Source organism: Pseudomonas sp. NY15356 (assembly GCF_048068175.1).
GTDB classification, from domain to species: Bacteria; Pseudomonadota; Gammaproteobacteria; order Pseudomonadales; family Pseudomonadaceae; genus Aquipseudomonas; species Aquipseudomonas putida_K.
Map to the genome: position 1 here is coordinate 18,413 of NZ_JBLUPW010000027.1, position 16,457 is coordinate 34,869.

The 16,457-nt window shown below is 68.7% G+C and carries 2 protein-coding genes; both read left to right on the forward strand.

What is annotated here, in order from left to right; genetic code table 11:
* Position 1: 1 nt before the first annotated feature.
* Positions 2–7,822: an amino acid adenylation domain-containing protein gene (locus ACNFCI_RS19065; protein WP_368830103.1), complete on the forward strand. Its 7,821-nt coding sequence runs from the start codon at positions 2–4 to the stop codon at positions 7,820–7,822.
* A gap of 14 nt (positions 7,823–7,836) precedes the next feature.
* Positions 7,837–16,365, forward strand: a complete 8,529-nt coding sequence (locus ACNFCI_RS19070; protein ID WP_368830104.1) for an amino acid adenylation domain-containing protein — start codon at positions 7,837–7,839, stop codon at positions 16,363–16,365.
* Positions 16,366–16,457 lie beyond the last annotated feature (92 nt).

The window sequence follows — 16,457 nt, forward strand, 5'->3', positions numbered from 1 at the left end:
GATGGCTGGCCTGGATAACGCACAGCTGGTGCAGCGCTTCATCAAACTGCCGCCGGAGCAACGCCGGCTGTTCCTGGAAAAGCTCGCGCAAAAGGGCATGAGCCTGGCGAACCTGCCGATACCGGTCAGCCGCCACGAGCACGGTAGCCTGCCGCTGTCCTATGCCCAGCAACGCCAATGGTTCCTCTGGCAACTGGAGCCGAGCAGCAGCGCCTACCATATCCCGGCGGCACTGCGCCTGCGCGGTGCGCTCGACCTCCCGGCGCTGAACGCGGCGCTGGATGCGCTGGTCGCACGCCACGAAAGCCTGCGCACCTGCTTCCAGGACGAGCCGGTGGCGCACCAGCAGGTCCTGGCGAGCCTGGCGCTGCCGATCGAGGTCGAGCAGGCGCCCGCGGGGCTGGAGCAGGCCGAGCACGAGGCGCTGATCGCGGCGTTCGTCGACGCCACCCTGGCGCAGCCGTTCGACCTGCGCCAGGGCCCGTTGGTGCGGGCCCGCCTGCTCAGGCTGGGCGAGCAGGACCAGGTACTGGTGCTGGCGCTGCACCATATCATTGCCGATGGTTGGTCCATGCAGGTGCTGGTGCGCGAGCTGGTTGCCCTCTACCTGGGCCAGGCCGCGACCTTGGCACCCTTGCCGATCCAGTACGGCGACTATGCCGTGTGGCAGCGCTGCTGGATGGAGGCGGGCGAGCGCGAGCGCCAGCTGGCCTACTGGACCGGCCAGTTGGGTGGCCCGCAACCGGTGCTGGAGCTGCCCCATGACCGCCCGCGTCCGGCACTGGCCAGTCAGCAGGGCGCCCGCTGCGAGGTCCGGCTGCCGGACGTCCTGCTGCAGGCCTTGCGCCAGGCCTGTCAGCGCGAAGGCGTGACCCTGTTCATGCTGCTGCTGGCATCGTTCCAGTGGCTGTTGCAGCGCTACAGCGGCCAGCGCGACATCCGTGTCGGCGTGCCGGTGGGCAACCGCAACCGGGTCGAAACCCAGGGCCTGATCGGCTTTTTCGTCAACACCCAGGTACTGCGTGCGCAGGTCGACGAGCGCGATACCCTGGCCAGTCTGCTGGGCCAGGTACGTGACGCCGCAATGCAGGCTCAGGCGCACCAGGACCTGCCCTATGAGCAATTGGTGGAGGCGCTGCAGCCAGAGCGCAACCTGAGCTACAACCCGCTGTTCCAGGTGATGTTCAACCACCAGGTTCAGGGCCGCCAGGCGCAGGCGTCGCAGGTCGGCGGCGGGCTGCAGGTCGAGGCGCTGCCCTGGGCGCGGCATGCCTCGCCGTTCGACTTGAGCCTGGACACCTTCGAGGATGACCAACGGCTGTGGGCCTCGTTCACCTATGCCACCGACCTGTTCGATGGCGCGACCGTCGAGCGCATGGCCGGCCACTGGCAGCACTTGTTGCAGGCCTTCGCCGGTGACCTGAGCAAACCGTTGGAAGCAGCAGGCGTCGTCGCATTGCCCAGTACAGGGGCGCAGCCTCTTGCCGCGGCCCCCTTGCTGCTCGACGCGCTGCGCGAGCGCATCGCCGTCGGCCCCGATGCCGTGGCGCTGCGCCTGGGCGAGCGCAGCCTGAGCTACGCCGAACTGGAGGCCCGCGCCAACCGCCTGGCCTGGCAGTTGCGAGATGCGGGCGTGGGCCACGAGTGCCTGGTGGGCCTGGCCCTGGAGCGCAGCTTGGAGCTGGTGGTGGCGCAACTGGCGGTGCTCAAGGCCGGCGCTGCCTACGTGCCGCTCGACCCGGACTACCCGCGCGAGCGCCTGGCGTACATGGTGCAAGACAGCGGCCTGGGGTTGTTACTGACCACCGAGGGGGTACGCGAGCGCACGGGCGCCTTGCCGGCCCCGCGCAGCCTGTTGCTGGACGAGACGGGCAGTGCGCCGCCTGCACAAGACCCGGGCGCGCCGCCGCTGCAACTGGACGCCGAACACCTGGCCTACGTGATCTACACCTCCGGCTCCACCGGGCGCCCCAAGGGCGTGGCGGTGCGCCATGGCGGCCTGGCCAACCACATGCACTGGATGCGCCAGGCCTACCCCCTGAGCGTCCAGGACCGGGTGCTGCAGAAAACCGCCTTCAGCTTCGATGCCTCAGTGTGGGAGTTCTGGTTGCCGCTGATGTGCGGCGCGCAACTGGTGCTGGCACCGGCCAATCTCAACGACGACTTGGGCCAGCTGTGGCCCTTGGTCGCCGCCCAGGGCATCACCGTGCTGCAGATGGCCCCCTCGCTGCTGCAGGGCCTGCTGCCAGACGCCCGCACCGAGCAGTTGGCCTCGCTGCGCCTGCTGCTGATCGGCGGCGAGGCGCTCAAGGGCAGCCTGGTGCGCCAGCTGCGCGAGCGCTGGCCGGGTCGGGTGGTCAACCTCTATGGCCCGACCGAGTCGACCATCGACAGCGCCTGGCACGAGCCTGGCGAGGTGGGCGATGGCGATGTGGTGGCGATCGGCTCGCCCATTGCCGGCGTCACGACCCAGGTGCTGGCCGACAGCCTGCGCCCATGTCCGCTGGATGCCCCGGGCGAACTGTTCATCGGCGGCGCGTCGCTGGCCCGTGGCTACCATCGCCGCCCAGGGCTGACCGCCGAGCGCTTCGTGCCTGACCCGGCCGGTGCGCCGGGGGCGCGTCTGTATCGCAGCGGCGACCGTGTGCGCCTGCGCGGCGATGGCCAACTGCACTACCTTGGGCGGATCGATCACCAGCTCAAACTGCGCGGCCTGCGCATCGAGCTGGGTGAGATCGAGGCGGCGCTGCTCGACCAGGCTGGGGTGCGCGAGGCGGTGGTGCTGCCTGTGGAGGGCGCAGGCGGTACCCAACTAGTGGCGTACCTGGTGGCTCCGACGATCCAGGACCCGGCTCGGCTGCACGAGGCCCTGGCCGCGCGCTTGCCGGCTTACATGGTGCCGGTGCACTGGGTGCCGCTCGAGTGCCTGCCGCTGACGGTCAATGGCAAGCTCGACCGCGCCGCGCTGCCGCGCCCGGACGCCGAGGCAGCGTCAAATGGCTTCCAGGCACCGCAAGGCGCGCTGGAAATCGCCATCGCCGGTATCTGGCAGGACGTGCTCAAGGTGGCGCAGGTCGGTCGGCAGGATAACTTCTTCGCGCTCGGCGGTGATTCGATCATCTCCCTGCAGGTGGTCAGCCGTGCGCGCCAGGCGGGTATCCACTTCACGCCCAAGGCACTGTTCCAGCACCAGACCGTGCAGGCCCTGGCCCAGGTCGCCCAGCACGGTGTCTCGCAGGCGCTGGCCGAGCAGGGCCTGGTGAGCGGCGAGCTGCCGCTGTTGCCGATCCAGCGCGTGTTCTTCGACATGCCCATGGCCCAGCGTCATCACTGGAACCAGTCAGTGTTGCTCGAGCCGCGCCAGCACTTGGACGGCGAGCGGCTGGAGCAAGCCCTGCAGGCTTTGCTGCGTCAGCATGATGCCCTGCGCCAGCGCTTCGTCCAGGGCGCCGACGGCTGGCAGGCGACCCATGTCGAGCCTGACCCGGCGCAGCGCCTGCTCTGGCAGTGCCAGGCTGCCGACGCAGCGACGCTGCTGGCCGAATGCGAGCGCGCCCAGCGCAGCCTGGACCTGGCCTGTGGGCCATTGCTGCGTGCGGTGCTGTGCGACTATGCCGGTGGCCAGCGGCTGTTGCTGGTGGCCCATCACCTGGTGGTTGACGGCGTTTCCTGGCGCATCCTTTTCGAAGACCTGCAAACGCTTTATCACCAGCCGGCAGCGCGGTTGGCGGCCAAGACCAGCTCGGTGCGCGACTGGGCCCTGCGCCTGCAAACCCATGCCGGCAGCGAGGCGATGCGCGCCAGTGCCGACTACTGGCTGGAACAGGCCCGCCAGCCGCTGCAGGCGCTGCCCTGTGACAACCCCGCAGGCAGCCTGCACAGGCGCCATGCCCGCCATGCGCGCACCCGCCTGCCGGCACCGCTGACCCAGGCGTTGCTGCAACAGGCGCCCAGCGCTTACCGCACCCAGGTCAACGACTTGCTGTTGACCGCCCTGGCCCGGGTGTTCCGTGCCTGGAACGGGCAACCGACATTGTGGGTGCAGCTGGAGGGCCATGGCCGCGAAGCGTTGTTCGCCGACCTCGACCTGACCCGAACTGTAGGCTGGTTCACCAGTGCCTTCCCGGTGTGCCTGCGCCCGGCCGACGGCCTGGGCGAATCGATCAAGGCGATCAAGGAGCAGTTACGGGCCATCCCCGACAAAGGGATTGGCTTTGGCATGCTGCGCGCCCATGCCGACCCACGCCTGCAACCCTTGCGTGAGTTGGCCGCGCCCCAGGTGACCTTCAACTACCTGGGCCAGTTCGACGGCAGCTTCGACGACCCCCAGGCGCTGCTGGTGCCGGCACGCGAGGCGGCCGGCAGCGAGCAGGGCGAGGACGCGCCGCTGGGCAGCCCGCTCAGCATCAATGGCCAGGTGTACCAAGGCGAACTGGTGTTCGAGTGGACCTTCAGCGAGCAGGTGTTCCCGCTGGCAACGGTCGAGGCCCTGGCCGACGACTATGCGCGGGAACTGGCTGTGCTGGTCGAGCACTGCCTGGCGCCACAGGCCGGTGGCGTGACGCCGTCGGACGTGCCGCTGGCGGGCCTCGATCAGGCCAGCCTGGACGCACTGCCAGTGGCGCCGTCACGCCTGGTCGATGCCTACCCGCTGTCGCCCATGCAGCAAGGCATGCTGTTCCATGGCCTGTACAGCGAGGCCCGAGGCGACTACATCAACCAATTGCAGGTGCGTATCGATGGGCTCGACCCGCAGCGTTTCCAGCGTGCCTGGCAGGCCACCTTGGATGCCCATGACAGCCTGCGCAGCCAGTTTCACTGGCCAGCGGACCAGGCTCAGCCGCTGCAACTGGTATTGCGCGATGTGCGCTTGCCGTTCGAGCTGCTCGACCTGCGTGGCGAAACCGATCCGGCCCAGGCGCTGCAACGGTTGGCAGCCCAGACCCGGGACGAGGGTTTCGTGCTGCACGAGGCGCCGTTGCTGCGGGTGCAACTGGCCCGCTGCGCCGAGCAGACCTATCAGATGATCTTCACCAGCCACCATCTGCTGATGGACGGCTGGAGCCATGCCAGGTTGCTCGCCGAGGTGCTGCAGCGCTATGCCGGTGAAGTGCCCGGGGCACCTGCAGGGCGCTACCGTGACTACATCGCCTGGCTGCAGGCACGCGATTCCGACGCCGGCGAGCGTTTCTGGCGTGAGCAGCTCGGTGGCTTCGACGGCCCGACCTTGCTCGGCCAGGCGATTACCCGCGAGGGGGCGCCGAGCGGGGGCGGGCAGTACCGTACCAGCCTCGACGCGCAGGTGACCCAGGCACTGCAGGGCTTCGGCCGGGCTGCCAAGGTCACCCTCAACACCTTGGTCCAGGCAGCCTGGACCTGTCTGTTGCAACGCCATACCGGCCAGGCGCGGGTGGTCTTCGGCGCCACGGTGTCCGGGCGCCCGGCCGAACTGCCGGGTATCGAGCAGCAGATCGGCCTATTCATCAACAGCCTACCGGTGATCGCCGGTGCCATGCCCGATCAGCCGCTGGTGCCTTGGCTGCAGGCGCTGCAGGCGCTCAATCTGCACCTGCGCGACTGGGAGCACACGCCGCTCTACGATATCCAGCGCTGGGCCGGGCACAGCGGCGAGCCGCTGTTCGACAGCCTGTTGGTGTTCGAGAACTACCCGGTGGCCGAGGCCCTGGAGCAGGGGACCCCGGGCGGGCTGCGCTTTGGTGAAGTGCATGGCCATGAACAGACGGGCTTCCCGCTGAGCCTGCTGGTGGACGCCAGCCAGGCACTGACGGTGACCTTCAAGTACGACCCCGCGATCTTCGACGCGATTACGATCGAGGGCCTGGGCACCCAGCTGTTGGCGCTGCTGGCCTCCATGGCCGGACTCGATGCCCAGGCCCGAGTCGGCGACTTGCGTCCCTTCGACGAGCGTCAACGTCAGGCCTGGCTGGCCCTGGGCCAAGGGCCGCGGGCCGAGCATGCACAGCAGCCCAGCGTGGTGCGCCTGATCGAGGCCCAGGCGGTGCGCACGCCGCAGGCCCCGGCGTTGAGCTTTGGCGAGGTCACGCTGAGTTTCGCCGAGCTCGAGTCACGGGCCAACGGGTTGGCCCGGCACCTGGTGGCGCAAGGCGTCGGCCCGGACGTGCTGGTGGGCGTCGCGGCCCAGCGCTCGCTGGAGATGGTGGTGGCCCTGCTGGCCGTGCTCAAGGCCGGCGGTGCCTATGTGCCGCTGGACCCGGAGTACCCGGCCGAGCGCCTGGCCTACCTGTTCGAGGACAGCGGTATCGCCTTGTTGCTGACCCAGTCGTGGCTGCTCGATGACCTGCCGGTGCGCCCGGCCCTGCCTGTGCTGAACCTCGATACCCTGGCCTGGCCCAGCGAGGACCCAGGGCGTCCAGCTGTCGAGGTCGACGGCGAGCACCTGGCCTATGTGCTCTACACCTCGGGCTCCACCGGCAAGCCGAAAGGCGCGGGCAACCGCCATCGGGCGCTGGTCAACCGGTTGCTCTGGATGCAGGACGCCTACGCGCTGGCGCCAGGTGATGTGGTGTTGCAGAAAACGCCGTTCAGCTTCGACGTCTCGGTGTGGGAGTTTTTCTGGCCGCTGCTGGCGGGGGCGCACCTGGTGGTGGCCGGGCCAGGCGATCACCGCGACCCGGCGCGCCTGGTGGCGCTGATCCGCCAGGCACAGGTCACCACCTTGCACTTCGTTCCGTCGATGCTGCAGGTGTTCTTGCAGCACGCAGGGGTGGCCGCCTGCACCTCGTTGCGGCGTATCGTCTGCAGCGGCGAGGCGCTGCCGTTGGACGCCCAGCAACAGGTATTCGCGCGCTTGCCACAGGCACAGCTGTACAACCTGTACGGCCCGACCGAAGCGGCGATCGATGTCACCCACTGGCGTTGTGTCGACGACGGTCGCCATGGCGTGCCGATCGGCCGCGCCATCGACAACCTGCGCACCTACATCCTCGACCGGGACCTGCAGCCGGTCGCGCCGGGCGTTACCGGCGAGCTGTACCTGGCCGGCGAAGGCTTGGCCCGGGGCTACCACCGCCGCCCGGGCCTCACCGCCGAGCGTTTCCCGCTCGATCCGTTCGTGGCGGGGCAGCGCATGTACCGCACCGGCGACTTGGCCCGCTATGCCCAAGACGGCGCCATTGAGTACGCCGGGCGTATCGACCATCAGGTGAAGATCCGGGGCCTGCGCATCGAGTTGGGCGAGATCGAGGCGCGCCTGCTGGAGCACCCTGCTGTGCGTGAGACCGTGGTCACCGCGCCGGACGCAGGCAAGGGCCCGCAACTGGTGGCCTACCTGGTGGCCGAGGGCACGTTTGGCGAGGCGCAGCAGGTGCAGTTGCGCGGGTTCCTGCGCGAAGGGCTGCCCGAGCACATGCTGCCGGCGCACCTGGTGGTGTTGGCGCAGATGCCGCTGAGCCCGAACGGCAAGCTCGATCGACGCCAGTTGCCCGCCCTGGACAGCCTGCAGGCCCAGGCCGCCTACCGTGCGCCGCAAGGCGAACTGCAGGTGCAGGTGGCACAGGTGTGGGGCGAGCTGCTGGCGGTCGACCAGGTCGGCCTGGACGACAGCTTCTTCGCCCTGGGCGGCCATTCGCTGCTGGCGGCTCAGGCGGCCATGCGCCTGCGCGAGCAGTTGCGGGTCGAGGTACCGATACGCCTGCTGTTCGAAACCGCCACCCTGGAGGCGTTCTGCACGGCGCTCGACGGCCTGCGTCAGGAGCAGGCGCCAGTGCAGGACGAGCTGACTAAATCCCTGGAGGCCCTCAAACGTCTATCTGCCGATGATCTTGAGAAACTGCTTTCCTGATTGAGGGGTCGTGCGTGCAAAAGTTGATAGAGTCCGTGGGCGCGCTCACGGCGAAGGAGCGCCGGGCGCTGGCGGTGATGCTCAGGCACAAGGGCATCAACTTGTATGCGATCGCGCCGATGTTCAGGCGCGGCGAGGACGAGCCGCTCCTGCTGTCCTACGCCCAGCAGCGCCAGTGGTTCCTCTGGCAACTGGAGCCTGGGGCGGCGACCTACAACATCCCCTTGGCCGTGCGCATGCGTGGCCCGCTCGACCGACAAGCGCTGGAGCACGCGCTGGCACAGGTGGTGGCGCGCCACGAAAGCCTGCGCACGGTGTTCGTCGAAACGGCCGAGGGCGTGCGCCAGCAAGTGCTGGCGCCGTTCGCCGTAGCGCTGCCGGTGCATGCGATGGCAGCGTTCGACGGCCCCGGGGAGGCAGCGCGTACCGAGGCGTTCCTGCTGGCCCAGTCAGGGCAGGGCTTCGACCTGGCCCACGGCCCCTTGCTGCGGGCGGCGCTGCTCGAATGCGGGGTAGACGACCATGTGCTGAGTCTGGTGTTGCATCACATCGTCGCCGATGCCTGGTCGTTGCAGGTGCTGCTGGAGGAGCTGGCCGGTTGCTACGCCGCCTGTGTCGACGGGCGCGACGCCAGCCTGCCGGCGTTGGCGGTGCAGTACCCCGACTATGCACTGTGGCAGCGCCAATGGATGGATCACGGCGAGCGCGAGCGACAGTTGGCCTACTGGCGCGAGCGGCTGGCGGGGGCCGAGGATATCCTGTGCCTGCCCACCGACCGACCGCGCCCGGCGCTACCCAGCCACGCCGGGGCCAGCGTGGATGCCAGCCCTGGGCCTGAACTGGCGGCGCGCCTCAAGGCGCTGGCGACGCAGGAAGGCGTCACCCTGTTCGTGCTGCTGCTGGCGGCCTACCAGGCACTGTTGCAGCGTTTGTGCGGGCAACAGGACATCCGTGTCGGCGTGCCCAATGCCAACCGCGGCCGTGCCGAGACCGAGCGGCTGGTGGGCTTTTTCGTCAACACCCAGGTCATGCGCGCGCAGGTGCGCCCCGAGCAGCCGTTCAGCACACTGCTCGCTGAGGTGCGTGAGGCGGCATTGCAGGCCCAGCAACACCAGGACCTGCCGTTCGAGCAACTGCTCGAGGCCTTGCAAACCGAGCGCAGCCTGAGCCATTCGGCGTTGTTCCAGGTGATGTTCAACCACCAGCGTGAGGACCTTGGCACGGCCGCCAGCGCCAGCACAGGGTTGCAGTTGCAGCCGCTGACGCAACCGGTGCGTAGCAGCAAGTTCGACCTGACCCTCAACACCCTGGAGCACGACGAGGGCCTGGAGGCCACGCTGATCTACGCCTGCGACCTGTTCGATGCGGCGAGCGCCGAGCGCATCGCCGGGCAGTGGCGATCTGTGCTGCAGGCGATCTGCGAGAACCCCCGGGTGCGCATCGAGGATCTACCCTTGCTCGGGCCCGCCCAGCGCCACACGCTGTTGGCCGCAGGCCAGGGCGAGCGTTGTGCGTTTGCCGACCGCCATGTGCTGGCCCTGTTCCGCCGGCAGGTGGCCGAGCACCCGCGGCGCCTGGCGCTGGTGGCCGGTTCGCAGCGCCTGGATTTCGCTGAACTGGACGTGCGTTCGGAGCGCCTGGCGGCGCTGCTGCAGGCCCAGGGCGTGGGGCCGGAAGTGCCTGTGGCGGTGGCCTTGGGACGGGGCGCCAGCCTGCCGTTGGCGATCCTGGCCATCTTCAAGGCGGGCGCCGGCTATGTGCCGATAGACCCGCAGGCGGGCGGCCAGCGCCTGCAGGACGTGTTGGAAAACAGCGGTGCGCGCCTGCTGCTGAGCGAGTCCGCCTGGCTTGGGCAGTGGGCGTTGCCAGCCGGGGTGCAGGCGATCAACCTGGATCAACTGGCGCTCGCCGCGGCGCCGGTGCTCACGCCGGTGGAGCCCTTGCCCGAGAGCTGCGCCTACGTCATCCACACCTCAGGCTCCACCGGCCGCCCCAAGGGCGTACTGGTCAGCCATGGTGCCCTGGCCAACTACGTGCAGGGCATGCTGCGGCACCTGCCGCTGGCGCAGGCCCAGAGTCTGGCGATGGTTTCCAGCGTCGCCGCCGACCTGGGCCATACCACGCTGTTCGGCGCGCTGTGCGCTGGGCGTACCCTGCATTTGATCGATGCCGATGCAGCCATGGACAGCCAGGCCATGGGGCAGGCGATGGCGGGTGTGGATGCGCTGAAGATCGTCCCTTCGCACCTGGCAGCGCTGCTCGATTCGGCCCAGGGCGCGGCGGTGCTGCCGCAGCGCTTGCTGGTGCTAGGTGGCGAGCGTGCCACGACCGCGCTGCTCGAACGCATCGCGGTGCTGGCCCCGCAGTGCCAGGTGTTCAACCACTACGGCCCGACCGAGACCACTGTCGGGGTGCTTGCCGGCGCGCTCGACCCGCAGGCTCCGGGCCTTGGTCAGCCGCTGGCCAACAGCGACGTGCGGCTACTCGATGCTGGCTTGCAACCGGTAGCCGAGGGTGTCACCGGTGAGCTGTATATCGGCGGCGCGGGCCTGGCCCGTGGTTACGTCGGCCAGCCGGGCCTGACCGCCGAACGCTTCGTGCCCGACCCGTTCGGCGAGCCGGGCCAGCGCCTGTATCGCAGTGGTGACGGTGTGCGCCGTGAGCGCGGGCGATGGCTCTACCAGGGGCGGCTGGACGATCAGGTGAAGATCCGCGGCTACCGGGTCGAACCGGGCGAAGTGGCGGCCAGCCTGCGCCGGCTGGCCGGCGTGCGTGAAGCGGTGGTGCTGGCCCAGGCCAGTGAACGGGGTCAGCAACTGGTGGGCTATGTGGTTGGCGAGGCCGGCCTCGAGGTTGGGCCGTTGCTCGCGCAGTTGCGTGGCCGACTGCCCGAATACCTGGTGCCGGCGCACCTGTTGTTGCTCGAACATTTGCCGCTGACCGCCAACGGCAAGCTCGATCGCCGTGCGCTGCCGCAGCCGACGGCCACCGCGCAGCGCCAGTACAACGCCCCACAGGGCGAGCTGGAAACCCGTATCGCAGCGATCTGGCAGGACCTGCTCAAGGTCGAGCAGGTCGGGCGCCAGGACAACTTCTTCGAGCTGGGTGGCGACTCGATCATCTCCATCCAGGTGGTCAGCCGTGCCCGCGAGGCCGGCATCCGGCTCAACCCCAAACAGCTGTTCCTGCACCAGACGGTGCAGGGCCTGGCCCAGGTGGCCGAATGGCGTGAGGCGCGGATGGCCGAGGCCCGTGGGCCGGAACAGGGGGCGATGCCGCTGCTGCCCATCCAACAGATGTTCTTCGACACCGAGGTCGTCGACCGTCACCACTGGAACCAGTCGGTGCTGCTCAGTGTGGCTCGCCCGCTGCGGCCCGAAGCCCTGGAGCAGGCCTTGCAGGCACTGGTGCTGCAACACGATGCGTTGCGCCTGGGCTTTACCCCCGGCGCTGAGGGCTGGCACGCCGAGCACCGGCCCGTGGAGGCGACGCCGGCGCTGCTCTGGCAGCGCCAGGTGGCTGATGCCGAGGCGATGCAGGGCGAGTGCGAAGTCGCCCAGCGCAGCCTCGACCTGGCCCAAGGCCCGTTGTTGCGCGCGGTGCTGTTCGACTGGGCCGATGGCCAGCAGCGCCTGTTGCTGGCGGCCCACCATCTGGTGGTCGACGGCGTTTCCTGGCGCATCTTGCTGGAGGACCTGCAGCACGCCTACTCGCAGGCCGTCCGGGGTGAGCCGCCACGGCTGCCGGCGCGCACCACATCGTTCAAGCAGTGGGCAGAGCGCCTGCAGACACTGGCTGCTGGCGACGCCTTACAAGGCCAGCTCGACTATTGGCTGCAACAGTCATTGCCCCAGGACCTGCCGACCGCGGCGCCGGATTGCGTACCGTTGCAGCGCGATGCGCACACGGTGTACAGCCGGCTCGACGCCGAGACCACCCGGCGCCTGCTGCAGGAGGCGCCCAGTGCCTACCGTACCCGGGTCCACGAGCTGCTATTGGCGGCTCTGGCACGGGTGATCTGTCAATGGACGGGGCAGGCTGGCACTCAAGTAGTGCTGGAGGGCCATGGCCGTGAGGCACTGTTCGATGAGGTGGACCTGAGCCGCAGCGTCGGTTGGTTCACCACCAAGTACCCGTTGAGCCTGACACCCCGGCCAGGGCTGGGCGCCACGCTCAAGGCGATCAAGGAGCAGGTGCGGGCAGTGCCCGACAACGGCATCGGTTATGGCGTGCTGCGCTACCTGGGTGATGCGTCCAACCGGGCGCTGTTCGCCGAGCGGCCACTGCCACGCATCACCTTCAACTACCTGGGCCAGTTCGACAACAGCTTCGCCGCCCATCAGCCGGGCCAGGCCGCATTGTTCGGCGTGGCCCGCGAGGCCGCCGGTAGCGAGCGCGCTGCCGACGCACCGTTGGGCAACTGGCTGACGCTCAATGGCCAAGTGTTCGAAGGGCAACTGAGCATCGGCTGGATCTTCAGCCCGCGGATGTTCGACCCGGCCCAGGTCCAAGCCCTGGCCACGGCCTTCAGCGAGCAGCTGCAGGCCCTGGTCGAGCACTGCTGCGACCAGGCCAACGGCGGGCTCACGCCGTCCGACGTGCCGCTTGCGCGGCTGACCCAGGCCCAGCTCGAGCACGTGCCGGTGCCTGCCCGCGAGGTGATGGACATCTACCCGCTGTCACCGATGCAGCAGGGCATGCTGTTCCACTCCCTGGAGGCCGACGAAGCGGCGCTGTACATCAACCAGACCTGTGTAGCGGTGCAGGGGCTGGATATCCCGCGCTTCATCGCCGCCTGGGACCAGGCGCTGGCCTGCCACGATGTGCTGCGCACCCGCTTTTGGCACGACAGCACCCTGGCCGAGCCACTGCAGATCGTATGCCGCCAGGCGCCGTCACTGGTGCAGGTGCTGGACTGGCGTGGGCGCGAGGTCGATGACCAGGCCCTGCGCACGCTCGCCGAGGCCGAGTGCCGCGAGGGTTTCGACCTGCAACGGGGCGCGTTGATGCGGGTGACCGTGGTGCGTCTGGACGAACGCCGTTGCCACCTGATCTGGACCCGCCACCATATCCTCATGGACGGCTGGAGCAGTTCGCGTCTGCTGGGCGAGGTGCTGCAGGCCTATCATGGGCGCCCGGTGCAGGCCGAAGGGCGTTTTCACGATTACATCGAATGGCTGCAGCGCCAGGGGGATGCCAAGGCCCTGGAGGCCTTCTGGCGCCAACAGCTGGCGGCGCTGGAGGAGGTCACCGAGTTGGCTGCCGGCACGTGGCCCAAGCCTGCACCCGGGCAGGTTGGCCATGACGCCCTGTACCTGGAATGGGATGCGCCGCGCACCGCGCGGCTGCGCCAGGCCGCCCAGCAGTTGCGGGTGACCGCGAACACCCTGATCCAGGGGGCCTGGGTGCTGTTGCTGCAGCGTTTCACCGGTCAGCAGCGGGTATGTTTCGGTGCCACCGTGGCGGGGCGCCCGGCGAGCCTACCCCAGGCGGGCAGTATGCTGGGGCTGTTCATCAATACCCTGCCGATCGTTCAGGCGCCGCACCCGGAGCAGACGGTTCAGGCCTGGTTGGTACAACTTCAGGCCAACAACCTGGAGGTTCGCGAGCATGAGCATGCTTCGCTGGCCGACATCCAGCGCTGGGCCGGGCAGGGCGGGCGCAGCCTGTTCGACAGCATCGTGGTGTTCGAGAACTACCCGGTGGACGAGCGTTTGGAGGAGGCCGCCGAAGGCGAACTGCGCTTTGGTTCGGCCAGCGGGCGCGATGTCACCAACTATGCGATGGACCTGGCGGTGAACCTCGGGCAGACCCTCTCCATCGAGTTCCTCTACCTGCGCAACCGCTTTACCGAGGCCAGTGTGGCGAACATCCGCGCTTGCTTCGAACGCCTGCTGCTGGGCCTGCTGGAGCAACCCCAGGCTACCTTGGGCAGCCTGGCGATGCTCGAGCCGGCCACCGTGCAGGCCGGCAACGGCTTGCTGCCCCATGGGCAGGCGCCCTCGCTGCTGGCGTCCCTGCAGGCCCAGGCCCGCCGGCAACCGGATGCTGTCGCCGTGGTGTGCGGCGACCAGCAACTGACCTACGCCGAACTCGACCACCAGGCCAACCAACTGGCCCAGGCCCTGCTGGCGCGTGGTGTGGGGGCCGAGGAGCGCATCGGTGTCGCGCTGAACCGTTCGGTGCAGACCCTGGTGGCCTTCTATGCCGTGCTCAAGGCCGGTGCCGCCTACGTGCCACTGGACATCGACTACCCGCAGGAGCGCTTGCAGTGGATCATCGACGATTCGGCCATGCGTATCCTGATCAGCGTCAGCAGCCTGCGCCAACGCCTGCCCGACGGCGGCGTGGAGCGCCTGGAGCTGGACCGGCTCGACTGGGCGACGTTGCCGGCCCAGGCCCCGGCGCTGGCGATCGACGAGCAGCAACTGGCCTACCTGATCTACACCTCTGGCTCTACCGGCAAGCCCAAAGGCGTGGCCGTGCCGCGCGGGCCGCTGGCCATGCACTGCCAAGCGATCATCGGGTTGTACGGGATGGACACCAGCACCCGAGAACTGCTCTTCATGTCGTTCGCCTTCGACGGCGCTCAGGAACGTTGGTTGTCGACCCTGTGCGCGGGCGGGCGCCTGGTGCTGCGAGACGACACGCTGTGGACCGCCGAGCAGACCTGGGCCGCGCTGCATGCCCACGGCATCAGCATCGCTTGCTTCCCGCCGGCCTACCTCAAACAACTGGCCGAGTTCGCCGAGCAACACGGCTCGCCGCCGGCCGTGCGCATCTACTGCTTCGGTGGCGACGCGGTGGCCGACGAGAGCTTCGAGCAGGCGCGGCGTAGTCTGCGCCCGCAGTGGCTCACCAATGGTTATGGCCCGACCGAGACCGTGGTCACGCCGCTGCTGTGGAAAGCCGCTCCCGAAGACGCGTGCGAAGCCGCCTACGCCCCCATTGGCCGGCGGGTAGGCAATCGCAGCCTGTATGTGCTCGATGCCTGGCTCGACCCGGTGCCCGACGGTGTGCCCGGTGAGCTGTACATCGGTGGCGAGGGCCTGGCCCGTGGCTACCATCAACGCCCGGGGCTCAGCGCCGAGCGATTCATCGCCAGCCCGTTCGAGGCGGGTGGGCGCCTCTACCGCACCGGCGACCTGGTGCGTCGTCGCGCCGACGGCCTGTTCGACTACCTTGGGCGTCTCGACCATCAGGTGAAGATCCGTGGCTTTCGTATCGAGCTGGGCGAGATCGAGGCGCGCCTGCGCAGCTTGCCGGGTGTACGCGATGCCTTGGTACTGGCCCGCGACAGCCAGGCCGGCAAGCGCCTGGTCGGTTACGTGGTGGCCGCGACGCCGCAGGTGCGGGGCGAGGCCTTGCGTGATGCACTGCAACAGCAGTTGCCGGACTATATGGTGCCGGCGCAAGTGGTACTGCTCGACGCCTGGCCCCTGAACCCCGCTGGCAAGATAGACCGCCTGGCGCTGCCGGACGCGGACTTCCGTGCCAAGGCCCACGTGGCGCCGCGCAATGCCCTGGAGCGCCTGTTGGCGCAGATCTGGCAGGAGGTGCTGGAGGTCGAGCGGGTCGGCATCACCGACAACTTCTTCGAGCTCGGTGGCGACTCGCTGCGCACCCTCAAGGTGCTGAGCAAGGTGCGCAGCCTGGCCGAGCCACCGTTCGAGCTGAAATTGCGCGACATACTGGCCAAACCGACCATCGCCCAACTGTCGGGCTACGAGGCGCACGAGAGCGACCTGAACCCGCTGCTCGTGCTCAATGCCACGGCCGCCGATGCACCGGCGTTGTTCTGCCTGCACGCAGGCTTCGGCACGGTGTTCGACTACGAGCCGCTGGCCCGCCGCCTGGAGGGCCACTACCGGGTCCATGGGCTGCAATGCCGGATGCTGTTGGACCGCGACTGGCGGGACGACAGCCTGGCAAGCATGGCCATCGACTATGCCCAGTACATCCGCCAGTGCCAGCCCCAGGGGCCTTACCATCTGCTGGGTTGGTCCCTGGGCGGTACATTGGCGCTGCTGGTGGCTGCGCAGCTGGAGATGCAGGGGCAGGCGGTGGCGTTCCTGGGTCTGGTGGACAGTTTCATCCCCTTCGCCGAGGTGCCCGCACAGGACGATTGGCGCGATGACCTGCCGGCCTTCCTCCGGCAAACCTGTGGCTTGCCGGTGTCGCGCGAGCACCTGCCGCAGGCCGAGCCAGACCTCGAGGGGCTTGGGCAATTGTTCGCCGGGTTGCTGGGCGAGCGTGCCGGCGAAGGCTTCGCTGCGGACGAGCTGGCCCGTGCCTACCAGGTCGGCCTGCACCTGAAAGCGCTGTCGCGTCTGACGCCGGCGATGCCGCGTACCCGCTGCCCGGCCAGCCTGTGGTGGCGTGCCGACCTGCCGGCGGCGCTGGTCAGTGGTTTCGAGCAGCACGTGCAGTGTGGTGTCGGCCACGAGCGGGTCGCTGTCGGCCATTACGACATGCTCAGCCATGAGGTGTTGCTGGACCAGGTGCGGCAATGCCTGGTGCGGCTGGGGCAATTGCAGCACTGAAACAGGGGCTGCTGCGCAGCCCTTTTCCCGATGACTTGATTTTGCGGGTCCCTGTAGGTGCGGGGGCCTGCGAATGCCTTGCTTTGTTGTTC